The 25,390-nt window shown below is 60.9% G+C and carries 20 protein-coding genes; 10 read left to right on the forward strand and 10 right to left on the reverse strand.

Features of this window, described 5'->3' with window-relative positions; all coding sequences use genetic code 11:
- The 5 genes from nrfE to L972_RS13510 all read left to right on the forward strand — a co-directional run.
- Positions 1-1,905 (forward strand): heme lyase NrfEFG subunit NrfE (nrfE, locus tag L972_RS13490; protein ID WP_047438825.1); only part of this gene is annotated, 1,905 nt, incomplete at its 5' end.
- Positions 1,902-2,516, forward strand: coding sequence for a DsbE family thiol:disulfide interchange protein (locus L972_RS13495; protein ID WP_047438827.1), 615 nt, complete (start codon positions 1,902-1,904; stop codon positions 2,514-2,516). The genes nrfE and L972_RS13495, both read left to right, overlap by 4 nt.
- Positions 2,513-3,718: a heme lyase NrfEFG subunit NrfF gene (gene nrfF / locus L972_RS13500; protein ID WP_047438829.1), complete on the forward strand. Its 1,206-nt coding sequence runs from the start codon at positions 2,513-2,515 to the stop codon at positions 3,716-3,718. Before L972_RS13495 ends, nrfF begins: the two co-directional genes overlap by 4 nt.
- A 91-nt stretch (positions 3,719-3,809) precedes the next feature.
- Positions 3,810-4,439: a DUF2268 domain-containing putative Zn-dependent protease gene (locus L972_RS13505; RefSeq protein ID WP_021231308.1), complete on the forward strand. Its 630-nt coding sequence runs from the start codon at positions 3,810-3,812 to the stop codon at positions 4,437-4,439.
- A 54-nt stretch (positions 4,440-4,493) separates the two neighbouring features.
- Complete coding sequence (locus L972_RS13510; RefSeq protein ID WP_047438831.1) at positions 4,494-4,925, forward strand: NUDIX hydrolase; 432 nt, start codon at positions 4,494-4,496, stop codon at positions 4,923-4,925.
- Between the two features lie 118 nt (positions 4,926-5,043).
- On the opposite strand, the gene phnX is transcribed toward L972_RS13510, so the two are convergent.
- Genes phnX through phnW form a run of 3 tightly spaced genes read right to left on the reverse strand, consistent with a single transcriptional unit; the run spans position 5,044 to position 8,454 of the window.
- A complete protein-coding gene (gene phnX, locus L972_RS13515; RefSeq protein WP_052200064.1) occupies positions 5,044-5,883 on the reverse strand; it encodes a phosphonoacetaldehyde hydrolase in 840 nt (279 codons plus the stop codon).
- Positions 5,876-7,315, reverse strand: coding sequence for an aspartate aminotransferase family protein (locus L972_RS13520; protein WP_047438833.1), 1,440 nt, complete (start codon positions 7,313-7,315; stop codon positions 5,876-5,878). The genes phnX and L972_RS13520 overlap by 8 nt, the downstream gene beginning before the upstream one ends.
- Complete coding sequence (phnW, locus tag L972_RS13525) at positions 7,312-8,454, reverse strand: 2-aminoethylphosphonate--pyruvate transaminase (RefSeq protein WP_047438834.1); 1,143 nt, start codon at positions 8,452-8,454, stop codon at positions 7,312-7,314. Before phnW ends, L972_RS13520 begins: the two co-directional genes overlap by 4 nt.
- Before the next feature lie 253 nt (positions 8,455-8,707).
- Between phnW and phnR the strand changes: the two genes are divergently transcribed.
- From phnR to L972_RS13550, 5 genes are all read left to right on the forward strand, one after another.
- Complete coding sequence (gene phnR, locus L972_RS13530; RefSeq protein ID WP_047438836.1) at positions 8,708-9,415, forward strand: phosphonate utilization transcriptional regulator PhnR; 708 nt, start codon at positions 8,708-8,710, stop codon at positions 9,413-9,415.
- Between the two features lie 120 nt (positions 9,416-9,535).
- Positions 9,536-10,555, forward strand: coding sequence for a putative 2-aminoethylphosphonate ABC transporter substrate-binding protein (locus tag L972_RS13535; RefSeq protein ID WP_005352506.1), 1,020 nt, complete (start codon positions 9,536-9,538; stop codon positions 10,553-10,555).
- 272 nt (positions 10,556-10,827) lie between these two features.
- Positions 10,828-11,922 carry a putative 2-aminoethylphosphonate ABC transporter ATP-binding protein gene (locus tag L972_RS13540; protein ID WP_047438838.1) on the forward strand — a complete coding sequence of 365 codons (1,095 nt, stop codon included), beginning with the start codon at positions 10,828-10,830 and terminating at the stop codon, positions 11,920-11,922.
- Positions 11,919-13,655, forward strand: a complete 1,737-nt coding sequence (locus L972_RS13545) for a putative 2-aminoethylphosphonate ABC transporter permease subunit (RefSeq protein ID WP_047438839.1) — start codon at positions 11,919-11,921, stop codon at positions 13,653-13,655. The genes L972_RS13540 and L972_RS13545 overlap by 4 nt, the downstream gene beginning before the upstream one ends.
- 18 nt (positions 13,656-13,673) lie before the next feature.
- Entirely contained in the window at positions 13,674-15,080 is a 1,407-nt protein-coding gene (locus L972_RS13550; protein WP_047438841.1) for an FAD-dependent oxidoreductase, read from the forward strand.
- A gap of 361 nt (positions 15,081-15,441) precedes the next feature.
- On the opposite strand, the gene L972_RS13555 is transcribed toward L972_RS13550, so the two are convergent.
- From L972_RS13555 to sdhA, 7 genes are all read right to left on the reverse strand, one after another.
- Positions 15,442-16,302, reverse strand: a complete 861-nt coding sequence (locus tag L972_RS13555; protein ID WP_047438843.1) for a DUF2806 domain-containing protein — start codon at positions 16,300-16,302, stop codon at positions 15,442-15,444.
- Between the two features lie 228 nt (positions 16,303-16,530).
- A complete protein-coding gene (gene sucD / locus L972_RS13560; RefSeq protein WP_047438845.1) occupies positions 16,531-17,403 on the reverse strand; it encodes a succinate--CoA ligase subunit alpha in 873 nt (290 codons plus the stop codon).
- Entirely contained in the window at positions 17,403-18,569 is a 1,167-nt protein-coding gene (gene sucC / locus L972_RS13565; RefSeq protein WP_005361097.1) for an ADP-forming succinate--CoA ligase subunit beta, read from the reverse strand. The genes sucD and sucC overlap by 1 nt, the downstream gene beginning before the upstream one ends.
- Before the next feature lie 171 nt (positions 18,570-18,740).
- Complete coding sequence (gene odhB / locus L972_RS13570; RefSeq protein ID WP_047438847.1) at positions 18,741-19,931, reverse strand: 2-oxoglutarate dehydrogenase complex dihydrolipoyllysine-residue succinyltransferase; 1,191 nt, start codon at positions 19,929-19,931, stop codon at positions 18,741-18,743.
- A 35-nt stretch (positions 19,932-19,966) separates the two neighbouring features.
- Positions 19,967-22,774: a 2-oxoglutarate dehydrogenase E1 component gene (gene sucA / locus L972_RS13575; protein ID WP_047438849.1), complete on the reverse strand. Its 2,808-nt coding sequence runs from the start codon at positions 22,772-22,774 to the stop codon at positions 19,967-19,969.
- A gap of 115 nt (positions 22,775-22,889) precedes the next feature.
- On the reverse strand, positions 22,890-23,606 hold the full coding sequence (locus L972_RS13580) for a succinate dehydrogenase iron-sulfur subunit (protein WP_047438851.1): 717 nt from the start codon (positions 23,604-23,606) through the stop codon (positions 22,890-22,892).
- A gap of 16 nt (positions 23,607-23,622) precedes the next feature.
- Entirely contained in the window at positions 23,623-25,389 is a 1,767-nt protein-coding gene (gene sdhA, locus L972_RS13585) for a succinate dehydrogenase flavoprotein subunit (protein WP_040066317.1), read from the reverse strand.
- Position 25,390: the final 1 nt, after the last annotated feature.

Genomic DNA, 25,390 nt, shown 5'->3' on the forward strand with positions numbered 1-25,390 from the left:
ACCCTGCCCTGGCTGGGATTAAGGCTCGCCTCCCCAACTCTGCTGCGCTGCGCCAAGCCGCTGGCGCTGATCAATGCCATCCTGCTGTTGGCCTCCCTGCTGCTGCTCGCCAGCTGCTTTGCCCAGGATGATTTCACCGTCAGCTATGTGGCCCAGCACGCCAACAGCGCCCTGCCGCTGGGCTTCAAGCTGGCGGCGGTATGGGGGGGCCATGAAGGCTCCATGCTGTTCTTCGTGTTTGCGCTGGGGCTGTGGGGCGCCCTGGTGGCCCTTTGCTCCAAGCGGCTCGATCCGCTGATCACAGCTCGAGTATTGGCCATCATGGGGCTGATCGTCGGGCTGTTCGGCCTCTATACACTGATCTTCTCCAGCCCGTTTGACCGCCAATTCCCGGGGCCACTGGAGGGGCGCGATCTCAACCCCATGCTGCAGGATATCGGCCTTATCATCCACCCCCCCCTGCTCTATCTCGGTTACGTCGGCTTTGCGGTCAACTTCGCCTTCGCCATGGCGGCGCTGCACTCGAGTCGGCTCGATGGCGCCGTGGCCCACTGGAGCCGCCCCTGGGCGCTCGGCTCCTGGGTGTTTCTCACCGCCGGCATCGTGCTGGGCTCCTGGTGGGCCTACTACGAGCTCGGCTGGGGCGGCTGGTGGTTCTGGGATCCGGTAGAAAATGCGTCCCTCTTGCCCTGGCTGCTGGGCACCGCCCTGCTGCACGCCCTGATTGTCTGCGAGAAGCGCGGCGCTTACGGCCACGCCGTGCTGTTGCTCTCCATCTTCACCTTCGCCTTGAGCCTGCTCGGCACCTTTGTGGTGCGCTCCGGGGTGCTCACCTCGGTACACGCCTTTGCGGTGGACCCCAGCCGCGGCCTCACCCTCTTGTTGCTGCTCGGCTTGCTATTGACCTGCGCCCTCACCCTGTTTGCCCTGCGGGCGGACATTCGCGCCCCCTACGCCCGCTTCGGCTTACTGTCAAAGGAGGGGCTGCTCGGCAGCGCTATCCTGCTGCTCTGCGTGGCCTGCGCCAGCGTGCTGCTCGGCACCTTCTACCCCATGGTGTTCCAGTCGCTTCATCTGGGCTCGCTCTCGGTGGGGGCCCCCTATTTCAATGCCATCTTCGTGCCGCTGGCCCTCTGCCTGATGGGGCTGATGACCCAGCTGCCGCGCCTGCGCTGGCAGCAGCTTGCGGCACATTCCCGACTCAACGCTCTGTTGCCGCCGCTGTTTGGACTGCTTGGCGGCGGGCTGCTTAGCCTTGCCTATCTGGAACAGGGATCGTTTTCCGGTAGCTGGATTGGCATCCTCGCCAATATGGTGAGCCTCTGGCTGATGGCCAGTCTGTTGCTCCCGCTCTTGCAACCGACGTCGTTGCGCGAGCTCACCCTCAATCGGCTCGGCAGCCTGCTGGCCCACCTTGGGGTGGCGGTGTGCGCCCTTGGCATCGCGCAGGTGAGTGACCACAGTCAGGAGGGGGGCACTGTGCTTGGTGCCAACCAACCCTACCAACTCGGCGCGTTCGAGTTTCGCTATGAGGGGCGCGAGCCGGTGATCGGCCCCAACTATACCGCCGAGCGGATCACGCTTAGCGTGCACAAGAACGGTAAAGAGGTGGCGCGGCTCACGCCTGAGCGGCGTCACTACAGCGTGCGCACCATGAACATGAACGAACCGGGCATCGCGTGGGAACTGTTTGGCGATCTCTACGTGGTGCTGGGTGAAAAGATGGGACCAGATGCCTATGCCATGCGGCTGCACTACAAGCCGCTGGTGCGCTGGATCTGGTTCGGTGGCCTGTTGATGATGGCAGGCGGCGCCCTGCGCCTGCTCGCCCGTCGCCCCTTGCTTGCCTCCCGCCCCGTTGTGGTTAGCGCCTCCCATCCCCGGCTCGAACAGGAGGCGTTATGAGATCCCGCCTGCGTCTCTTTCTTCCCTTGCTGCTGACCCTGAGCCTCGGCGCCCTGCTCTGGCTCGGCCTTGGCCACAATCCATATAGCCAGGATGAGGCGACGCTCGGCCGTACCCTGCCTGCGTGGCAAAGCGACAATCTGCTGGATGGGCGTCCGATCCAGACCGCCAGCCTCAAGGGGGAGCCCTTTGTGCTTAACGTCTGGGCCAGCTGGTGCACCAACTGCCGCGCTGAACATCCGCTGCTCAGCGAGCTCGCGGCAACAGTGCCCCTCTACGGTCTCAACTACCGGGACAAGGGGGATGCCGCCCGCGCCTGGCTTATCCAGGCGGGCAACCCCTATCGCGCCGTGCTGGCCGACCCCAACGGCAAACTGGCCCTTGAGCTCGGCGTCTACGGCACGCCGGAAACCTATCTCTTTGATGCCGATGGCGCCCTGCTCGCCCGCCACACCGGCGAGCTCACCAACGAGATCTGGCTACGCCAGTTTGCCCCCCTGCTCGACAAGGCGCGAGCGGATGCGCAGATAAAGGCCGCTACAACGGCACCCGCCATTGCGCCATCTATTGCGCCGTCTATTGCAACATCAGCTCTGGAGACACAGCCATGATGTGCCGTCCTCTTGCCTGCGCCCTGCTGGTCCTCGGCATGCTGCTGAGTGCAACTGCATATTCCAGCGGGGTCGATACCTATCAGTTTCGCCACCCCGAGCGGCAGACCCGCGCTCTGGATCTGGCCCGCGCCCTGCGCTGCCCCCAGTGCCAAAACCAGAACCTGGTGGAGTCCAACTCCCCCATCGCCCGGGATCTGCGGCTAGAGGTCTACCGCTGGGTGGACGAGGGGCAGTCTGATGAGCAGGTTATCGCCCGCATGACGGAGCGCTTCGGCGATTTCGTGCGCTACGATCCCCCCTTCAAGGCCAGCACGGCGCTGCTGTGGGGCGGCCCCCTGCTACTGTTGGGGCTGGCGCTGTTGATCCTGTTTCGCCGCCTGACGCGCACAAAGGCGCAACCCATCCCTGCCGTTAAGGCCATCGTTGAGGCCCCCCATCAACCCGCGGCCGACCCGCGCAGCGAACTGAATCTGTTGATCATGCGTGGAGAACAAGCGGGCCTCTCCCCCGACCAACCACTCTACAGGGAGCTAAGCGCCGCCCGCCTGGCCAACGCCATCCCGGCGGCTGAGCTGGCCCTGCGCGAGCGACTGGCCAACCAGCATGACAATCGCGGCCGCCATCATCGGCACGGGTGGGCCTTGTTGCTGCTTGGCATCATGGCATGCGTAGCCGTGGCCGCTGTGTATCTGAGCACCGGCCGTTATCAGGCATGGCAGGATTATGCATCCCGTCCCGATCCGCTGGCGGGGTTGAGCCCGCGGGATCTGCAAGACAAGGCGCTGGGGAGTCTGCATCAGAAACTTCAGCGCAACCCTGCCGATCTCGACAGCTGGGCGGCGCTCGGCCAGCTCTATCTCTATCGGGGTGAATATGACAACGCCCTGCTCGCCTACCAACGTCTCGCTCTGCTGGAGGGGGGCGCCAGCGCGGCGACTCAAGCCGCGCAAGCCACTGTGCTCTACTATCAGGCGGGCCAGCAGCTGACTCCCGAGGCAACCCGCCTGCTGGAGAGCGCCCTCAAGCAGGACGCGGGGGAAGTGAGCGCCCTGATGCTGCTCGCCTCCGATCACTTCCTGCATGGTCGCTACAGCCAGGCCATTGCCCTGTGGCAGCAACTGCTCGATGGCGAGCGCCCTCGCATCAACCGGGCCGCGCTGATTGAGGCGATCCAGACGGCAAGCATAATGGGCGGGTAACCCCTTGATTGAATGAGGGTAATCGTGGTGATATGGCGCCGCGACCACGCAAGTGGCTCAGCACTCTCTTTCAATAGACAAGGATGTCTGGATGCAACTCACCCTGTTAAACGACTCGGGCAAATTCGATGGACTCGATGACACCATTAGGCATGTCTTTGCCGAGACGGCGCACAAATTGAATGCCTTGTTCGATCTCTCCCAACTGGATGTCACCTTCAGCCCTTTTGCCGAGGGGGATGCTCCCGACTCGGGTATCGGTGGCTGGGCCATCAACATGTATCGGATAGAACTCCAGCTTGATCTGGAACGGCCTGATATCAAAGAGGTGATCATCACCGAATTGCCTGCCGTGCTGGCCCACGAAGTCCACCATATCGTGCAAAAGAAGAATAAGGTGGAAGCAGAAACACTGGCCGAAAACCTGATTTTTGAAGGGCTGGCCTGCTACTTTGAGCAGAGGTTCAATGGTGGCACCCTCCCCTCGCTGTTCAAGGAGTCTCATCACCATGACTGGCAATCGCTCCTGGCAGAGATGACGCCCCATCTATCCAGCAAGCAGTTCAACTATTTAGACTTTTTCTACTGCCGTGATAACCGGCCATTTCCCAAATATGCCGGTTACTGGGTGGGGTTCAATCTGGTGGCCAACTATCTGGCCAAAAATGGCCTGAATGAAATAGAGGTCATGGGCCTGCCCGCCGAGGCGTATTTCAATTAACACCCCTTCACACTGTTCATGGCTATCACAGAGCCCAAACCCGGAGAGAAGATCATGATCCCCATTCGCTGCAAGGCCGTCTCTGGCGTTGCCCTTACCACTGTCGATGGCGAAACCAAATTGCTGGTGATGAAACGGGTCAAGGGGGGCTTCTGGTGTCATGTGGCAGGCACGGTGGAGGCGGGTGAAACCGGCTGGCAGACCATTATTCGGGAGTTTGGCGAAGAGACGGGGATCCGGGTCACCGAACTCTACAACGGCCAGTATCTGGAGCAGTTTTACGAGGCGATCCTGAATACGGTGGAGGTGGTGCCGGTCTTTGTAGTCTATTGCCCGCCCAATCAGGCGGTGATCCTCAACGACGAGCACATAGACTATCGCTGGTGTTCCCTGGCCGAAGCCAAGGCGCTGGTGAGTTTCCCCGGCCAGAAGGCGCTCTACGACCATATCTGGCACCATTTTGTCGACAACGCCCCTCTCCCCTGATGCGGGTCAATATCCGCTGACCGCGCACGGCTTCCCCCTGTAAATGCAACACGCCCCCGGATGGGGGCGTGTTGTATCTCAAGCCAGCCAAGCGCTTTTGTTAGCCCAAGCAGATGGCCTACGGCCGCTCGCCAGCGGCCAGACGGCGGTTGATATCGGCGATAACCGGGGCGATGTCGGCCAGGGTATCAATCACATAGTGTGCCCCCGCCGCCCGCAGTTTGGCCTCGGCCGGTGCGCGCCGGGCGGCGATCTCCGCCTCGCTCATGGCGGCAAACTCTTCCCAGGTGGCACCAAATTCGTTGCCGGAAACCGACAATCCCACCGTCCACATGCCCGCGTTAAGCCCTTCGCTGATACCCGGCACGGCGTCATCCACCTTGATGCAGCGATGCACCGCGCTCACTCCCAGCTCAATTACGTTGGCCAGCGCCATCCAGGGACCGGGGCGACCACCAGCCTTGAGATCGTCGGTGGCGACCCAGTGATCCGGGCGGTAGCCGTGATCGGCCGCCGCCGGTACCAGCGCCTCCATCACCGGACGGGGATAACCGGAGCAGGAGCCGATTTTCATCCCCTGCCCCCGCAGAACGTCCAGCACCGGCAGCACACCGGGGATGGGGGCGGCAAAGCGGGTCACGGCGGCAATCTGCAGCGGCATAAAGGTGTGATAAATGTGGTCCACCTCGGCGTGGCTCATGGGGTGGCCAAAGCGAGCCTGCCAGCGCGCATCCACCGAGGGCAGACGGCCCAGCGCGGCGATATGATCCCACTTGCCAAGACCCATGGGCTGGCGCGCTTCGTCCAGGGTCACTGGAAAGTCATAGGCGCGGGCGAAGGCCTCGACGAAGATGGAGGTGGGGGCGAAGGAGCCAAAATCGACGACGGTGCCGGCCCAGTCGAGGATCAGCGCCTCCACGTCGGTGGTCGGGTGGATGGCAATCTGCAAGTCAGTCATGGTGGTGTTCCTGTTTCGGTGAAAGTGCGATCTCGCCGAGGGCGCGATCGAGAATGGTGATGGCGCGCACCAGATCGGCGCGGGTGATATTGAGTGGGGGCGAGAGCTGGATGACGTTGCCCTGGGAGACCTTGAAGCTGAGCCCCAGCTCCAGACAGCGGTAGAGCAGCCGCTCGGTGGCCTGGCTGTTGCGGGTGCGACTCTGGTGATCGACCACCAGATCGAGCGCCCAGAGCAAACCGATACCGCGCACCTGCCCGATCAGCGGGTGACGCTCAGCCAACTTGCCGAGCTCGGCCGCCATAAAGCGGCCATCCTCCTGCGCTTTTGCCAGCAACCCCTCTTCGCGGATGGTACTGATGGTAGCGAGCGCCGCCGCGCAGCCGATGGGGCTCTTCTCGTGGGTGTAGTGACCGAGCGAGATGGCCGCAGCCTGATTGAAACGGTCGCGGGTAATGAGCGCGGCAAACGGCACCACCCCGCCCCCCAGCCCCTTGCCCAGACAGATGATGTCGGGCTCGATGCCGAACTCTTCGAAGCTGAACCAGTGGCCGGTGCGCCCCAGGGCGTTGGGGATCTCGTCGACAATCAGCAGCACCTTGTGGCGATCGCAGATCTCCCGCACCCGCTGCCAGTAGGCTTTCGAGGGCACCTGCACATCGGTGTTGCGGATCGGCTCGGCGATAAAGGCACCGATCCCTCCCTCCTTCTCGATGACGTACTCCAGATAATCGGCGTAGTGCAGGTCATCCCCCTCCCCGCGATACCAGACGCCGCGATAACGGGTGGGCGGTGGGATGCGCTCCACGCCGGCCATCAGCGGGCCCATACCAGCGCGAAAACAGGCTTCACCGCCAACCGAGATGGCATCGAGAGAGGCGCCGTGAAAGGCATCCCAGAGGGATACCACCTTGCTGTTGCCGGTGATGAAACGGGCGAGCTTCAGGGCAATCCCCACCACCTCGCTGCCGCCGGGGGCGAACAGCACCCGGTTGAGATCGCCGGGGGCCAGCTCGGCCAGGGTGCGGGCACAGTCGATGGCAACCTGATGGGTGTAGCGGCGGGGTGCAAACGGCAGATCGGCGAGTTGCTGCTGCACCGCGGCCACCACCCTGGGGTGGCCGTGGCCCAGCTGATGGACGCTGTTGCCGTGAAAATCGAGGTAACGCTTGCCCGATACGCTGGTCAACCAGCTCCCCTGCGCCCCCTCGATCAAATCCAGACAGGGGGTGGAGAGTGCCTGATGGAGGAAGTAGCGGCTATCCTCCGCCAATCCCGCCTGCACCGCCTCGCTCTGGTCAGCCCACCAACGCGCCCGCCCCTCGCCAAGGTTGATATCCCCTTCGCTATCGGCGCGGCCGCTCCCGTGCAGCTTATGGTCATGCAAATCGCGGCCACGCAGATCACGACCCTGAGCCAGCATGCTGGTCATCGCGCGTCCCCTTGCCAGTAGCAGGCGCTGGCCATGGCGGCGAGCAGATCGCGCACCCGCCCAGGGGTCACGTCGCCGATATTGCCGATACGGAAGCAATCGGCCTGGGAGACCTTGCCCGGATAGATGACAAAGCCCTGCGCCTTGAGCCGCTGGTAGAAATCGGCGAAGCGGTAGTCAGGGTGGGCCGGAGAGTAGAAGGCGGTGATGATGGGAGATTGCCACTGTTCTGGCAGCAACGGCGCAAAGCCGAGGGCAGCCATCCCCGCCACCAGCGTGCGCTGATTCTCGCTGTAGCGCTGATGACGGGCTTCAATGCCCCCCTCCTCGTCCAGCTCGCGCAGCGCCTGGGCAAAGGCAAGCACGGTATGGGTGGGCGAGGTAAAGCGCCACTTGCCCCCTTGCTGCTCCATGGTCTGCCACTGGGCATGCAGGTCGAGGGAGACCGAGCGAGCACGACCGGCGCAGGCCGCCAGCGCGGCGCGGCGAGCGATGACAAAGCCAAAACCCGGCACCCCCTGAATGCACTTGTTGGCGGAACTGATCAGAAACTCGATGCCAAGGCGCCCCATGTCGATGGGAATACCGCCAAAGCTGCTCATGGCATCGACGATCAGGCGGATGCCGCGACGCTGGCAGAGCTCAGCCACCTCCTCAAGGGGGTTGAGCATGCCGGTGGTGGTCTCGCAATGCACCATGGCCAGATGGGTGATCTCGGGGTGGCGCGCCAGCATCGCCTCGATGGCGGCGGGTTCCGGGAGGGTTGTCTCGCCACAGTCGAGCTCATGGTGGCGCAAGCCAAGGCAGCGGGCCATCTCCCCCATGCGGGCACCGTAGGCGCCGTTGTTGATGATCAGCAGGCACTCATCGACACCTATCGCCGAGCCCAGCACGCTTTCCACCACATAGCTGCCACTCCCCTGCAGCAAGACGGCACTGTAGTCACTTTGATATTCCGGGCCAGTGGCGAGGCGCACCAGCTCGCGGCGGATGGGCTCTACCACGCCCTGGTTGTAGTCCGCATCCCAGGTACAGCTGTCTTGCAGCATGGCGGCGCGCACCGTGGCGGTGGTCGAGAGGGGGCCCGGGGTCAGCAGCAGGTAATCGACGGCGGCAGGGGCCACAGGAATATGGGTCATGACTTCGCTCCTTTTGGTATATACCAGAATGAGCGCATTGTGGGTAACTGCCCCGCCAAGATCAAAGGGGTGGGGCTACGTGCAACAAAAAATTCATTTTCAGCGCCGGGATCGCGATAATCTAGGAAGCCTGAACAGCAGGGGCGCTGCTGGTATCTACCAACGCATGTTGATGTTGCCGTGTAACGACCGGGCAGATAACCTGCCCTGTGCCCAGCCCATTGCCCAACTTATTGCAAAACCAGGGATTTTCATGAGCAAACCGCAATATCTGCAGATCAAGGATGCCCTCGCCAACCAGATCCTGGCAGGGGGTCTGGCCCCCAACGACAAGCTCCCCTCCGAGCGGCTGCTGGGGGAACTCTATGGCACCACCCGGGTTACCATTCGCGAGGCACTGGTTCAGCTGGAGGCCAACGGCCTTATCTATCGGGAGGATCGCCGCGGCTGGTTCGTCACCCCGCCACGCTTTCGCTTGAACCCCAGACGCACCTCCAACTTTCACCAGATAGTGCGGGAGCAAGGGGGTGAGCCGCACACCGAGCTGCTGGAGAAAAGCCGCCAGGCGGTGCCGCCCGCGTTGATGGCGCAACTGCAGCTCAAGCCGTTCGACAGCCTGTTTCTGCTAAAACGGCTGCGCTACGCCAACGGGCGCGCCATCTGCTACTGCGAGAACCACTGCCTGCCAGAGCGGGTCCCGGGCCTGCTCGAGCTGGATCTCAACGGCAGCCTGACCGAGATCTATCAGGCCCATTACGATCTTCACTACGCCCGCATGCAGGTGCGTTTCTTCCCCACCGCCCTGCCGGACGAGGTAGCCAAGGCGCTGGGGGCCACCGCTGGCCTACCCGCCCTGCGCCTCGAGCGGCTCAACTTCGATCAGCACGGCCGGGTGCTCGACTTCGATCTGGAGTACTGGCGCCACGACAGTCTGGAGATCGAGGTGGATACCCAGGATTAGTCACGGATAAATCAGGAACGGCAAAACGTCACGGGGCTGTCACGGTCACGTCATAAAGATCCCCTAGCCTCTCTTTCGACCAATCTGGTTTATACCAAACCAATTTAACTGGAGAAGAGGATGAAACAGGGAACCCATCTGCTGGCCGCCGCCGTGCTGGCTGCCATGACCGCCCCGGCACTGGCCGCGACCGATCTCACCGTCTACACCGCCTTCGAACCGGAGCAGCTCAATGAGCTGAAAACCGCGTTCGAACGCCAGCATCCGGACATCAACATCAAGTGGGTGCGTGACTCCACCGGCGTGGTCACCGCCCGCTTGCTGGCAGAAAAAGCGCAGCCCAAAGCGGATGTGGTATGGGGACTGGCCGCCACCAGCCTGATGCAGCTCGATCAGCAGCAGATGCTCAATGCCTATGCACCGAAAGGACTGGACAAGCTCGACAGCCGCTTTCGCGACAGCAAGGCCGAGCCGCACTGGATCGGTCTGGACGCCTTCTTCAGCGCCATCTGCTTCAACAAGGTAGAGGCGGAAAAACAGGGGATCCCGGCCCCCACCAGCTGGGCCGACCTCACCAAGCCCATCTACAAGGGCAAGGTGATCATGCCCAACCCCAGCTCCTCCGGCACCGGTTACCTGAGCGTTGCTGGCTGGCTGCAGACCATGGGCGAGCAGCAGGGCTGGCAATTCATGAACGGCCTGCACCAGAACATCGACCGTTACACCCACTCGGGCTCCGCCCCCTGCAAGCTGGCCGCCAGCGGCGAGACGGTGATCGGGATCTCCTTCGACTTCCCGGCTACCAGCCTCAAGGCCAAGGGTGCCCCCATCGAGGTGGTGTTCCCGAAAGAGGGTTCAGGCTGGGATATGGAAGCCGCCGCCATCATCAAGGGCACTCCCAAGCTGGAAGCCGCCAAACAGCTGCTCGACTTTGCCGCCACCGAACAGGCCAACGCCCTCTACAACAAGTCGTTCGCCGTGGTCGCCATCCCCGATGTAGCCCAACCGAGAGCAGGCTATCCGGCGGATATCAAAGGCCAGATGATCGACAACGACTTTAGCTGGGCAGCCCGCGAGCGTAACGCCATCCTGGCCCAGTGGAGCGCCAGCTTCGACGGCAAGACCGAAGCCAAACAGTAAGCGTGAAGGGCGGCGGTTTGTTCACGCCAGACACACCGCTGCCAATAAACTGCCAGTCGAAGGCCAACAGCTGTTGGCCTTCGCTTTTTGGTTTTAACTTCCCGAGTTTGCATTGCCTTCAATTTGCGATGCTTAGTCCATTCGCACAGTACCCAGCCACTTGCTGGCGACCCGATCTCATTTGACTGTCATCAAGCTGTCATCCCCCGATCACCTGACCGTCACACTTCATCCGCAAACTGGTATATACCAAATCAGTAGCGAGTCGAACCATGACCCAGCCCTATCTGGACATTCAACATCTCAACAAGCAGTTCGGTGCTTTTCAGGCCCTCAAGGGGATCTCTCTGACCATTGAGCCGGGGGAGTTTATCTGCTTTCTCGGCCCCTCCGGCTGCGGCAAAACCACCTTGCTCAGAGCCATCGCCGGGCTGGATCTGCCGGACAACGGCGAGATCTGGCAAGGGGGGCGCAATATCTCCCGCCTGCCGCCCCAGGAGCGCGACTTTGGCATCGTGTTTCAGTCCTATGCCCTCTTCCCCAACCTGACGGTGGCCCAGAACATCGCCTTCGGCCTTGAGAATCAGGGGTTGGCGCGGGATCTCATCAAGGAGCGAGTGGACCACTGGCTGGGGCTGGTGGATCTCACTGCCCAGTCCCACAAATACCCGAGCCAGATCTCCGGCGGCCAGCAGCAGCGGGTGGCGCTGGCCCGGGCGCTCGCCCTCTCCCCCGGCCTGCTGCTGCTGGACGAGCCGCTCAGCGCGCTGGATGCGCTGGTGCGCACCCATCTTCGCAGCGAGATCCGCGCCCTGCAGCAGCGCCTTGGCATCACCACCATCATGGTGACCCACGATCAGGAAGAGGCGCTGACCATGGCCGATCGCATCGTGGTGATGGAGGGCGGCCGCATCGTACAGGTGGGCACTCCGCAGGAGATCTACCACCAGCCTGCCAGCCGTTTCGTGGCAAGCTTTGTAGGCACCATGAACTTCCTCGACACCCTGGTGCTGAGCCCCAATCAGGTGCGCCTCAACGAACAACCGCTGACACTTGCCAACCAGGCGGCGGCCGGCAGCAAATTGCAGGTGGCGATCCGCCCCGAGGCAATCACCCTGAGTGCGCCGAGCGAGCCGTATCTTGGCCAACATGGCATTGAAGCAACCATCGATCAGGTGGAGTTTCTCGGCGCCGCCCAGCGCCTGATCTGCACCGCCGACACCTATCTGGGCCCGCAGCAAATTTTGGTGGAGCGCCCGACCCACGAGCTGCCCCACCACGAACAGGGTGGCTGGCGCAGCGGCATGCGCTGCTCGCTGCACTGGCCCGCCGGGGCGATGCAACTGTTTGAAGGAGAGCGCCCATGACTGCCCCCTTTGCGACCTCCTCCCTGCTGCCACCAGCGACAGCCCGCCAAGACGCCCGCTGGCAGCGGCTCTGTCGCGGCTGGAGCCGGGATCAGCTGCTGCAACTGATCTTGCTGGTGCTCGGTATCGCCCTGCTGGTGGGGGGCCTCTTGCTGCCACTGCTCACCATGTTGCAAAAGAGCCTGCAGGATGAGAACGGCCTCTGGGTGGGCCTTGCCAACTTCAGCGCCTACTTCGACTCCCCTCATCTGGGGCGCACCATAGGCAACACCCTCTGGCTCGGGGTGTTGATCACCACGCTGGTGGTGACCATCGCCTTTGGCTACGCCTATGCCCTCACCCGCACCTGCATGCCGGGCAAGCCCCTGTTTCGCCTCATCGGTTTGATCCCGCTGTTGATGCCCTCCCTGCTGCCCGCCATCAGTCTGGTCTACTGGTTTGGCAATCAGGGGATCGCCAAGGGGCTGCTCGGCGGCGAGAGCATCTACGGCCCCATCGGCATCGTCATCGGTCTTGGCTTCTGGTGCTTCCCCCACGCCCTGATGATCCTTATCACGGCGCTCAGTCAGAGCGATGCCCGCCTCTATGAAGCCTCCCGGGTGCTGGGCAGCAGCGGCTGGCGCAACTTTGTCACCGTCACCCTGCCGACCGCCCGTTATGGCCTGCTCAGCGCCGCCATCGCCGTCTTCACCCTTACCATCTGCGACTTCGGAGTTGCCAAGGTGATTGGCGGCCAGTACAGCGTGCTGGCTACCGACATCTACCGGCAGGTGATCGGGATGCAGAACTTCTCACTCGGCGCCGTTGCCAGCGTTACCCTGCTGCTGCCGGCACTGTTGAGCTTTGCACTCGAGCACAGAGTGCGCAGCAAGATGCAGGAGCAGAGCAGCGCCAAGGCGGTGCCCTATCAGCCCAAACCCCATCGGCTGCGGGATCTGCTGGCGCTCGGCTGGTGCACGCTCTGGGCCCTGCTGTTTCTGGCGCTGGTGGGGATGGCCGTTTACGGCTCCCTGGTGCAGTTCTGGCCCTACAACCTCGGGCTGACGCTGGATCACTACGCCTTTGACAGCAACAGCGTCTATGGCTGGCAACCCTTTACCAACACCTTGCAGCTGGGCCTCTATACCGCGCTGATCGGCACCGTGCTGGTGATGGTGCTGGCCTGGGCGCAGGAGAAGGGACGCCACTTCGCGCCGCTGTGCCAGCTGCTGCATCTGCTCGCCATGCTGTCGCTGGCGGTGCCCGGCATGGTGCTGGGGCTGGGTTACATCTTCTTTTTCAACGGCAATCCGCTCTTTGGCAGCCTATACGGCACCCTGCCACTAATGGTGCTCTCCTGCGTCATCCACTACTACACGGTGGGCCATATGACAGCGCTGACCAGCCTCAAGCAGTTGCCCAAGGAGTTGGAGCTGGTGGCCATCTCATTGCGCATTCCGCTCTGGAAGGCGTTCTGGCGAGTCACCCTGCCCGCCTCCCTGCCCGCACTGCTGGAGATCTTCATTTACCTGTTCGTCAACGCCATGACCACCACCTCGGCGGTGATCTTCCTCTATTCGAGCGACAGCGTGCTCGCCTCCATCGCCGTGCTCAACATGGAGGATTCCGGCGATACCGCCGCGGCCGCCGCCATGGCCACCCTGATCCTGCTGGCCGCCGCCACCGTCAAGCTGCTCCAGCTCTTTTTGAGCCGCGCCCTGCTGGATCGCACCCAGCGCTGGCGCCACCAATAACCTTGTCGAGGAGTCATCATGTCCACCCTCCCCTTCTGGCTGGCCGAAGCGCTCGCCGCCGAACAACCCGCGCCTCCCAAGCCACTTCACGGCCACCACGAGGTCGATGTCTGCATCGTCGGTGGCGGCTTTACCGGGCTGTGGAGCGCCATCGCCCTTAAACAGGCCGAGCCCCACCTGCACGTCATAGTGCTGGAAAAAGATCGCTGCGGCAGCGGCGCCTCCGGGCGCAACGGCGGCTGCCTGCTCACCTGGTCGGCGAAGTATTTGACGTTAAGGCGCCTCTTTGGCGAGCAGCAGGCCGCCTGGCTGGTGCAAAGATCCGAGCAGGCGGTACACGAGATCGCCCACTTCTGCGAAACGCACAACATAGAGGCAGAGCTGAGGGTCGAGGGCACCTGCTACACCGCCACCAGCGAGGCCCAGCGCGGCCTGATGGAGCCGGTCTTGCAGGAACTAAAGCGCGCAGACCTTAACCAGTGGCAGGCTATTGAAGAGGGTGAACTGGCGAGCCAGTGCGGTTCCCACGTTCATCTGGAGGGGCTCTACAGCCCCCACGCGGGCTCGGTGCAACCGGCGCTCTTGGTACGCGGCCTGCTGCGGGTAGCGCGGGAACTGGGGATCGAGGTCTATGAGCACTCCCCCATGCAGCGCCTTGAGGCGGGCCAGCCAGCGCGGGTGCAAACACCGCAGGGTGAGGTACGTGCCCGCAAGGTGGTGCTGGCCCTCAACAGCGCCATGGTGCAGCACTTTCGCGAGTTTCGCCGCAGCATAGTGCTGGTCTCCTCCGATATGGTGATAACCGACCCCGCGCCGGATGCACTGGCCGCCCAGCAGCTTGAGCACGGCCGCAGCGTGGTGGATGGCCGCACCTTTGTGCATTACTACCGCTCCACCCCGCAAGGGCGGCTGATGCTGGGCAAGGGGGGCAACACCTTCGCCTTTGCCAACCGCCATCTGGCCGAGTTTGATGCGCCGAGCCGTTATCTTGCCCCCCTTACCCGCACCCTGCGCCGCTTCTTTCCGGCGCTCAAAGAGGTGCCCATCGCCGCCAGCTGGTGCGGCGCCTCCGACCGCTCGGTAGATGGCCTCCCCTTCTTCGGCCACTGGCGAGGGCAGCCCAATATCGTCTATGGCCTCGGCTACTCTGGCAACGGAGTGGCACAAAGCTGGATCGGCGGCCAGATCCTGGCGGCTTTGGTGAGAGATGAAGTGCGGGAGGAGGATAAACCCTGGCGTGAATGCTCGCTGGTCAGCGGCCCGCGCGGCTATTTTCCGCCAGAGCCATTCCGCTGGCTGGGTGCCATGGCGGTACGCAATGCCATCCGGCGCAAGGAGCGGGCGGAAGATGATAACCGCCCGGTGGCCTGGTATGACAAACAGCTGGCCAAACTTGCCGATGCGGCGGGCAAGGCGGATAAATAGTTCGGCGATAGAGGGCAACCATTTCCCATACTGTTTCGCCCCACACCCTATTTCTTGAAACTGCCGACCCGAGGGTCGGCTTTTTTACAGGTGAAATCTGAGGGGGCATTATCGCCAAGCGTGATCAGCTGATTGACCCCAGCGGCGGCAGGATTGAGATAACGTGACTTGTAGGTTGGCGCAGAGCGTAGCGAAGCCCAACAAGCGAGCATGATTACGCCAATCAGAGCGGAATAAACAAGGATGTGGCTAAGCCATAAAACTGATTGACAAGCATCTTTCACGGTAAACGTTGGGCTTCACTTCGTTCAGCACCAACCTACCATATTTAGCCCAGCATACGAGATACCTAAGTTTAATTTCAACGTGTTATCGGCGTTGATGTTATCAGGCCTTGAGCATGCCATTTTGCAATAACATACTCATAGAACTCATTATTTTTTTGAGCGCCACATATTGAGGCCAACTCTTGCCCAGCTTGTGTTAATAACGCCTTGCCAACTTGTATCTTATTGTCCTTACCATTATTAAATTCAATTAGCACCGGAGTTCCAAAATAGAATACCTGAACCAACTTACCAAAACCAATCTTGTTATATTCAGACACTGACTCAAATGAAATAAGTCCAATCGCATCCAAGTGCTTTAATGTGCTAAAATTAATACCATTCTTAGTAAAAATCTCATCTTTAGGTTCAAAAATCATTGGAACAATATCACCCATAAACCAGCAATACTGACAAAATGAAGTGAATAGACGAGCATCTTTTTTGTCCATTGATGCAACAAAATCAATAGTGCGCTTCGAAAAAGTACCGGGATTTGTCGCTTCACCAGATAACAATCTAGACCATAGAGACTGCATCTCTTTGTCTGAAACTGTATCACATTGTTTGAAAAAATGAGCTATCCAATCTTCTTCAAGCTCTTCTACTCTTGCATCATTATCCAATGCTATAGCAGCTTGACCTGTTATAGCCTCTATATTTTCTTGTTTTCTAGCTTCTTGCTGTACGAGCCGATCGATGGCCCTTTGCTGAATATCATTTAACTCGATAGATGCTAACGCCTTTATTTTATCTGCCTCAGCTTCGGCCTCAGCCTTCTTCCTTATTCTTCTCGGCTCATAAAGAACACCCACAGCGTTAGATATTTTCTCGATAAGAACAGTTGCAGGTTTAGAGATATCGCCAAAATTAATTAATGCCCCACCATCTGACATTTTACCTCCTACTAAAATCTCTGAGAGATTACACTTTTATCAATTTTGATCCATTTTGCACTGGAACTACATTAAGAACAAGTTGTATATCATGGCCATCATTTTGAAGCTCATGAGTATGAAAAGCGGATCATATTCGAATTTTCATGAACAAGATAAGTAAAAGGTCACCATAAAAAAGCCGCCCATTAGGCGGCATTTTTATTAGAGATAACGGGCTAACAGAAATTACCAGCCGGTCACTTCGCGCAGGGCCTTGCCGATATCGGCCAGGGAGCGGACGGTTTTCACGCCAGCATCTTCCAGCGCGGCAAACTTCTCGGCGGCAGTACCCTTGCCACCGGAGATGATGGCGCCAGCGTGGCCCATCCGCTTGCCGGGAGGGGCAGTAACACCCGCGATATAGGAGACCACCGGCTTGGTGACGTGGGCCTTGATATAGGCAGCCGCGTCCTCCTCGGCGTTGCCGCCGATCTCGCCGATCATCACGATCGCTTCGGTCTGCGGGTCGTTCTGGAACATCTCCAGAATGTCGATAAAGTTGGAGCCCGGGATGGGGTCGCCACCGATACCGACACAGGTGGACTGGCCAAAGCCCTCGTCAGTGGTCTGCTTGACCGCTTCGTAGGTCAGGGTGCCGGAGCGGGAGACGATACCCACCTTGCCCGGCTTGTGAATGTGGCCCGGCATGATGCCGATCTTGCACTCACCCGGGGTGATCACGCCCGGGCAGTTGGGGCCGATCATCCGCACGCAGGTCTCTTGCAGCTTCACTTTGACGTCCAGCATATCCAGCGTCGGGATGCCTTCGGTGATGGTGACGATGAGCTTGATGCCCGCGTCAATCGCTTCCAGGATGGCATCCTTGCAGAACGGTGCCGGCACATAGATGACGGAGGCGGTGGCGCCGGTCGCTTCGACCGCGTCACGGACGGTGTTGAACAGCGGCAGGCCCAGATGGGTGGTGCCACCCTTGCCCGGGGAGACGCCGCCCACCAGCTGGGTGCCGTAGGAGAGCGCCTGCTCGGAGTGGAAAGTACCCTGACCGCCGGTAAAGCCCTGGCAGATGACTCGGGTGTCCTTGTTGATCAGTACGCTCATCAGTTGGCCTCCGCTGCTTTGACGACTTGCTGCGCGGCATCGGTCAGACTCTTGGCCGCAATGATGTTGAGGCCGCTCTCGGCCAGCTTGATACCACCCAGCTCGGCGTTGTTGCCTTCCAGACGGACCACCACGGGCACCTTGACCCCCACTTCCTTGACCGCACCGATAATGCCTTCCGCGATCATGTCGCAGCGCACGATGCCGCCAAAGATGTTGACCAGCACCGCTTTGACGTTGCTGTCGGAGAGGATGATCTTGAACGCCTCGGTTACGCGCTCCTTGGTGGCGCCGCCGCCGACGTCAAGGAAGTTGGCCGGCTTGCCGCCGTGCAGGTTGACGATATCCATGGTGCCCATGGCCAGACCCGCGCCGTTGACCATGCAGCCGATGTTGCCATCGAGGGCCACATAGTTCAGCTCCCACTGGGCAGCGTGCGCTTCGCGGGGATCATCTTGTGACGGGTCGTGCATCTCGCGCAGCTTGGGTTGACGATACAGGGCGTTGGCGTCGATGTTGATCTTGCCATCCAGGCAGTGCAGGTTGCCCTGGGCGGTGATCACCAGCGGGTTGATCTCCAGCAGCGCGAAATCGCAATCCAGGAACATCTGGCCCAGACCCATGAAGATCTTGGTGAACTGTTTGATCTGATCGCCGACCAGACCCAGTTTGAAGGCCAGTTCGCGGGCCTGATAAGCCTGCGGACCCACCAACGGATCGATAGCCGCCTTGTGGATCAGATGGGGGGTTTCGTGGGCGATCTTCTCGATATCCACGCCACCTTCGGTCGAGGCCATGAAGACTACGCGGCGCGAACCACGGTCAACTACGGCGCCCAGGTAGAGCTCTTTGGCGATGTCGGTGCAAGATTCCACCAGGATCTTGGTGACCGGTTGGCCGTTGGCGTCGGTCTGGTAGGTCACCAGATTTTTACCAAGCCAGTTCTGGGCAAAAGCACGGATCTCATCCTTGCTCTTGGCCACTTTCACGCCGCCCGCTTTACCGCGGCCACCGGCGTGTACCTGGCATTTGACGACCCAGGTATTGCCGCCAATCTTGTCGGCCGCTTCGGCCGCTTCTTGTGGGGTAGCACAGGCATAACCTTCGGAGACCGGCAGGCCATACTCGGCAAACAGCTGTTTTGCCTGATATTCATGCAGATTCATAGATGCTCTATCCGTGTTGTAGGTATTTCCGTCCGGGGCTGGTGTTTCTCAATCCCCTGTGAATGGGGGCCTAGGCGGCCCCTCGTTATCTTTCAATCGCTCGGGTATTACTCAAACGTCCAGCAGCACACTCAGCTCGGGGCGCAAACCCCTTGCCCGGGTGCCACAGGCTTAGACGTCCAGCAACAGACGGGTCGGGTCTTCCAGCAGCTCTTTGACGGAGACCAGGAAGCCTACCGATTCGCGTCCGTCGATGAGACGGTGATCGTAGGAGAGCGCCAGATACATCATCGGCAGGATCTCGACCTTGCCGTCAACGGCCATCGGGCGATCCTGGATCTTGTGCATGCCCAGAATGGCGCTCTGGGGCGGGTTGATGATCGGGGTAGACATCAGGGAGCCGAACACGCCACCGTTGGTGATGGTGAAGTTGCCGCCAGTCAGTTCATCCACTGTCAGCTTGCCGTCACGGCCCTTGCCCGCCAGATCCTTGATGGCCTTCTCGATGTCCGCCAGGCTCATGTTGTCGCAGTCGCGCAGCACCGGCGTCACCAGACCACGGGGGGTAGAGACGGCGATGCTGACGTCGAAGTAGTTGTGGTAAACCACGTCATCACCATCGAGCGCCGCGTTCACTTCCGGATAACGCTTGAGGGACTCCACTACCGCCTTCACGTAGAAGGACATAAAGCCGAGCTTGATGCCGTGCTTCTTCTCGAAGATCTCGCCGTACTGCTTGCGCAGATCCATGATGGGCTTCATGTTGACCTCGTTGAAGGTGGTCAGCATGGCGGTGGTGTTTTTCGCTTCCAGCAGACGCTCGGCAATGCGCTTGCGCAGACGGGTCATCGGTACCCGCTTGTCGGTGCGACCACCCAGCGGGGCAACCTTGGCTGCCGGGGCTGCAGTTGCGATCGGTGCGGCTGCCGCAGGCTGGCTCTTGGCCTTGATGAAGGCTTCCACATCATCCTTGGTGATGCGACCGCCCTTGCCGGTACCGGTCAGCTTGGTCACGTCGATGTCGTGCTCGCCAATCAGGCGGCGCACCGAGGGGCTCAAACCATCGGCACCATCATCGGCAACCGCTTCAGCGGGTTTCTCTTTGGTCTCTTCACCGGCCACCGGAGCGGCGGTGAGGATGGCAATCAGTTGACGGGACAACACAGTCGCCCCTTCCCCTTGCAGAATATCCCCCAGCACACCGGCTTGCGGTGCCGGCACTTCCAGCACCACCTTGTCGGTCTCGATGTCGACCAGCACTTCGTCACGGGCGACCAGATCGCCCGGTTTTTTGTGCCAGGTGGCGATAGTGGCATCGGCCACTGATTCCGGCAGGTCCGGTACCTTGATTTCGATAGTCATCCAATCAGTTCCTTTTTACTTCTATGCCAGAGGCTTTACAGGGTAAGGGCATCTTCCACCAAGGCTTTTTGCTGCTTGGCGTGGACAGACATGTAACCGACGGCCGGTGAGGCTGACGCGGGGCGACCGGCATAACGCAGGGTGGCTCCGGCTGGCAGCACGCCATCGTAGTGGTGACGGGTGCAGTACCAGGCGCCCTGGTTTTGCGGCTCTTCCTGACACCAGACAAAATCGGTGACGTGGCTGTAATCGGCCAGAATGGCGCGCACTTCCTCTTCCGGGAAGGGGTAGAGCTGCTCAATTCGCACCAGTGCCACATCTTGCTGCTCGGCCTTGCGACGGGCTTCGAGCAGGTCGTAGTAGACCTTGCCGGAACAGAAGACCACCCGCTTGACCACTTTCGGATCCAGCGCATCGATCTCGCCAATGGCGTTCTGGAAGGTACCTTCCGCCAGCTCTTCGAGCTTGCTCACCGCCAGCGGGTGGCGCAGCAGGGATTTGGGCGTCATCACGATGAGCGGACGGCGCATCGGGCGCACTACCTGACGGCGCAGCATATGGAACACCTGCGCCGGGGTAGAGGGCACGCACACCTGCATGTTGTGCTGGGCGCACATCTGCAGATAACGCTCCAGACGGGCGGAGGAGTGCTCCGGGCCCTGCCCCTCGTAACCGTGCGGCAGCAACATGGTCAGGCCGCACATCCGGCCCCACTTCTGCTCACCGGAGGAGAGGAACTGATCCACCACTACCTGGGCACAGTTGGCGAAATCGCCGAACTGGGCTTCCCAGATGGTGAGGCCAGCCGGCTCGGCGCTGGCGTAACCATATTCAAAGGCCAGTACCGCGTTCTCGGTCAGCACAGAGTCATACACCTCGAACGGGCCTTGCTCGTCGTGCAGGTTGCACAGCGGGGTGTAGGTGCTGGCATCAGTCTGGCTGTGCAGCACCGCGTGGCGGTGGAAGAAGGTGCCACGGCCGGAGTCTTCACCGGTAAAGCGGATGCGGGACCCCTTGTCCACCAGAGTGGCGTAGGCCAGGGTCTCGGCAAAGCCCCAATCCACCAGCTTCTCACCAGCGGCCATCAGACGGCGGTCTTCGTAAATCTTCTCGACCTGACGCTGCAGCACGTGGGTCGCCGGATACTGGCTCACCCGCTCGCCGAGGCTCTTGAGGTGATCCATTGGCACGGCACTCTCATAGGCCATGTTCCAGTCGTGGCCCAGATACGGCGTCCAGTCGACAGAGTGCAGCTCCATCGGCCGCCACTCCTTGCTCACCCGCTCACCGCGATCCAGCGCTTCACGATACTCGTTGACCAGTTCGGTCGCCCGCTCCTGAGCGAGGCTCCCCTCGGCCACCAGCTGATCGGCGTAGATCTTGCGCGGGGTCGGGTGCTGCTTGATCTTCTGGTACATCAGCGGCTGGGTCGCGCTCGGCTCGTCCGCTTCGTTGTGACCGTGACGACGGTAGCAGACCAGTTCGATCACCACGTCGCGTTTGAAGGTGTTGCGGTAATCCAAGGCAATCTGGGTCACCAGCACCACGGCTTCCGGATCATCCCCGTTGACGTGCAGCACCGGCGCCTGCACCGCCTTGGCGATGTCGGTGCAATATTCGGTGGAGCGCAGGTCACGGATATAGGAGGTGGTGAAACCAACCTGGTTGTTGATGACGATGCGCACCGTCCCGCCGACACCATAGGCACGGGTCTGGGACATGTTGAAGGTCTCGGCCACCACGCCCTGACCGGCCATGGCCGAGTCACCGTGAATGGTGATGGGCAACACGCTGGAGCCATCCTTGTCACCGCGACGATCCATACGGGCACGGACCGAGCCGATGACCACAGGGTTGACGATCTCGAGGTGAGAGGGGTTGAACGCCAGCGCCAGGTGGACGTTGCCACCCGGGGTGGCGAAGTCGGAGGAGAAGCCCATGTGGTACTTCACATCACCGGTACCCCAGGATTCGCCATGCTTGCCGGCAAACTCGTCGAACAGATCCTGAGCGCGCTTGCCCAGCACGTTGATCAGCACGTTGAGGCGACCGCGGTGGGCCATACCGATAACGGCCTCTTTGCAGCCCTGCTCACCGGCGCGACGGATCAGCTCCTTGAGCATAGGGATCATGGCGTCGCCACCTTCCAGCGAGAAGCGCTTGGCTCCCGGGAACTTGGCACCCAGATATTTCTCCAGCCCTTCGGCGGCGGTCAGGCTCTCGAGGAAACGGGTCTTCTCTTCGAGGGTGTAGCTCCCCTTCCCTTCAATGGATTCGAGACGCTGTTGCAGCCAGCGCTTCTCTTCCGTGGAGGTGAGGTGCATGTAGTCGGCGCCGATGGAGCCGCAATAGGTCTTCTTCAGCGAGGCGTAGAGGTCGGAGAGCACCATGGTCTCGCGACCGATGGCGTAGGAGCCCACATTGAAGGTGGCCTCCATATCTGCGCCCTGCAGGTTGTGGAACGCAGGATCCAGTTCGGCAACGGTTTCACGCTGCCACAGGCCCAGCGGGTCCAGATTGGCATTCTGGTGACCACGGAAACGGAAGGCGTTGATCAGCTGCAATACCCGCACCTGCTTGGCATCCACTTGCGGATCGGAGACGGGGGCACTGTAGCGAGAGGGATCCTTGGCCAGACGACGGAAATAATCGCGGACCTGGGAGTGGGGTTGTTCAACCGCATGGCCATTGACCTGGGGCAGCTCGCTAAACAGGCTGCGCCACTCGTCGGACACGGAGTCAGGATTTTCCAGGAAGGATTCGTACAAATCCTCGATATAGCTTGCATTCGCACCAGCCAGGTGAGATGACTCCAACCAGGCCTTCATCACGCCGTTATGCATTTCTATCCCTTGTACTTCTTGTTACTGCTGCGCAGCTTGTAGGGGTCAAATAGCCATCCTGCCACGGGTGGGATGGCTATCCAGAGGTCGGGCCAGCACCTGGCCGGCCCTGATACTAAACAGCCCGATTGAGCAACATCGACTTGATCTGACCAATCGCCTTGGTCGGGTTCAAGCCTTTCGGACAGACGTTCACGCAGTTCATGATGCCATGGCAGCGGAACATGCTGAATGCGTCGTCCAGATTCCCCAGTCGTTCGGTGGTCGCGGTGTCGCGGCTGTCAGCCAGCCAGCGGTAGGCGGCGAGCAGCCCGGCCGGACCGATGAACTTGTCGGGATTCCACCAGAAGGAGGGGCACGAAGTGGAGCAGCAGGCACAGAGAATGCACTCGTACAGGCCGTCAAGCTTGGCGCGCTCTTCGGGGGATTGCAGGTGCTCACGCACCGGCGGCAACTTGTCATCATTGATGAGGAAGGGTTTGACCTTCTCCCACTGGGTGTAGAACTGGGTCATGTCGATCACCAGATCACGGATCACCGGCAGGCCGGGCAAGGGGCGGATAACGACGTTATTGCCCTTCTTCAGCAGGTCGGAGAGCGGGGTGATACAGGCAAGACCGTTCTTGCCATTCATGTTGAGACCGTCTGATCCACAGACCCCTTCGCGGCAAGAGCGGCGGAAGGCGAGCGTGGGATCCAGCTCTTTCAACTGGATCAGTGCGTCGAGCACCATCATGTCGGAACCTTCAGGAATATCAAGACGATATTCCTTCATATGGGGGACGTTATCAACATCCGGATTGTATCTGTAGACAGAGAATGTGACGTTCATAGGGCTGGCTCCGCAATCAGTAAGTCCGGACCTTGGGCGGGAACGCCTCACGGGTCTTGGGTGACATGTTGACAGCGCGACGGGTCATGGACTCGGTGTCCGGATGATAGAGGCTGTGGCACAGCCAGTTCTCATCGTCGCGATCCGGGAAGTCGAAGCGGCAGTGAGCACCGCGACTCTCGGTACGGAAGTTGGCGGCAACCGCCGTGGCAAACGCCGTCTCCATCAGGTTGTCCAGCTCCAGGCACTCGATGCGCTGGGTGTTGAACTCTTTGGAGGTGTCATCCAGACGGGCTGACTTGAGGCGTTCGCGGATAACCTTGAGCTCGGCCAACCCTTCTGCCATCGCCGCACCTTCGCGGAATACGGAGAAGTTGTTCTGCATGCAGCGCTGCAGGTCTTTGCGGATCTGCACCGGGTCTTCACCGTCACGGCAATTTTCCCAGCGGTTGAAGCGTGCCAGTGCGGCATCCAGATCCGACTCGGAAGCATCGCGGCCGTGATCCATCTCGCCCAGGGTGTTGACCAGATGCATGCCGGCCGCGCGGCCGAAGACCACCAGATCCAGCAGGGAGTTGCCACCCAAACGGTTGGCACCGTGTACGGAGACGCAGGCAATCTCGCCCACCGCAAACAGACCGACTACCGGCACATCGTTGCCGTTCTTGTCCTGAGTCAGGCACTGGCCATTCACGTTGGTCGGCACGCCGCCCATCATGTAGTGGCAGGTCGGGATGATCGGGATCGGCTCTTTGACCGGATCCACGTGGGCGAAGGTGCGGGAGAGTTCGCAGATCCCCGGCAGACGGGATTCCAGCACCTCTTTGCCGAGGTGATCCAGCTTCAGCTTGATGTGCGGGCCCCAGGGACCATCGCAGCCACGGCCTTCACGGATCTCGATCATGATGGAGCGGGCCACCACGTCGCGACCGGCCAAGTCCTTGGCGTTTGGCGCGTAACGCTCCATGAAGCGCTCGCCATCTTTATTGAGCAGATAGCCGCCTTCACCACGACAGCCCTCAGTTACCAGCACCCCTGCCCCGGCGATGCCGGTCGGGTGGAACTGCCACATCTCCATGTCCTGCACGCCGACGCCGGCACGCAGCGCCATGCCGACACCGTCACCTGTGTTGATGTGGGCATTGGTGGTGGACTGGTAGATACGACCGGCACCGCCAGTCGCCAGCACGGTAGCCTTGGCCTTGAAGTAGACCACTTCACCGCTCTCCATATCGATGGCGGTACAACCCACCACATGGCCATCCTGGTTTTTCACCAGATCCAGCGCATACCACTCGGAGAAGACGGTGGTCTTGTTCTTGACGTTCTGCTGATAGAGGGTGTGCAGCAAGGCGTGACCGGTACGGTCGGCCGCAGCGGCAGTACGGGCAGCCTGCTCGCCACCGAAATTCTTGGACTGACCACCAAACGGACGCTGGTAGACAGACCCGTTGTCGAAACGGGAGAAGGGCAGCCCCATGTTCTCCAGCTCATAGATAGCCTCGGGGCCGGTTTTGCACATGTACTCGATGGCTTCCTGATCACCGATGTAATCGGAACCTTTTACCGTGTCATACATGTGCCACTGCCAGTTGTCATCGTGGGCATTGCCCAGCGCAACCGTGATCCCGCCCTGGGCGGAGACAGTGTGAGAACGGGTTGGAAAAACCTTGGACAACAGAGCGCAGCTCTTGCCGGACTGGGCAATCTGCAGCGCGGCGCGCATACCGGCACCACCGGCACCAATCACCACCGCATCAAATTCACGAGTTGGAATAGTCACC

Source organism: Aeromonas sp. ZOR0001, from assembly GCF_000801015.1.
In the GTDB taxonomy this organism is placed as follows: Bacteria; Pseudomonadota; Gammaproteobacteria; order Enterobacterales; family Aeromonadaceae; genus Aeromonas; species Aeromonas veronii.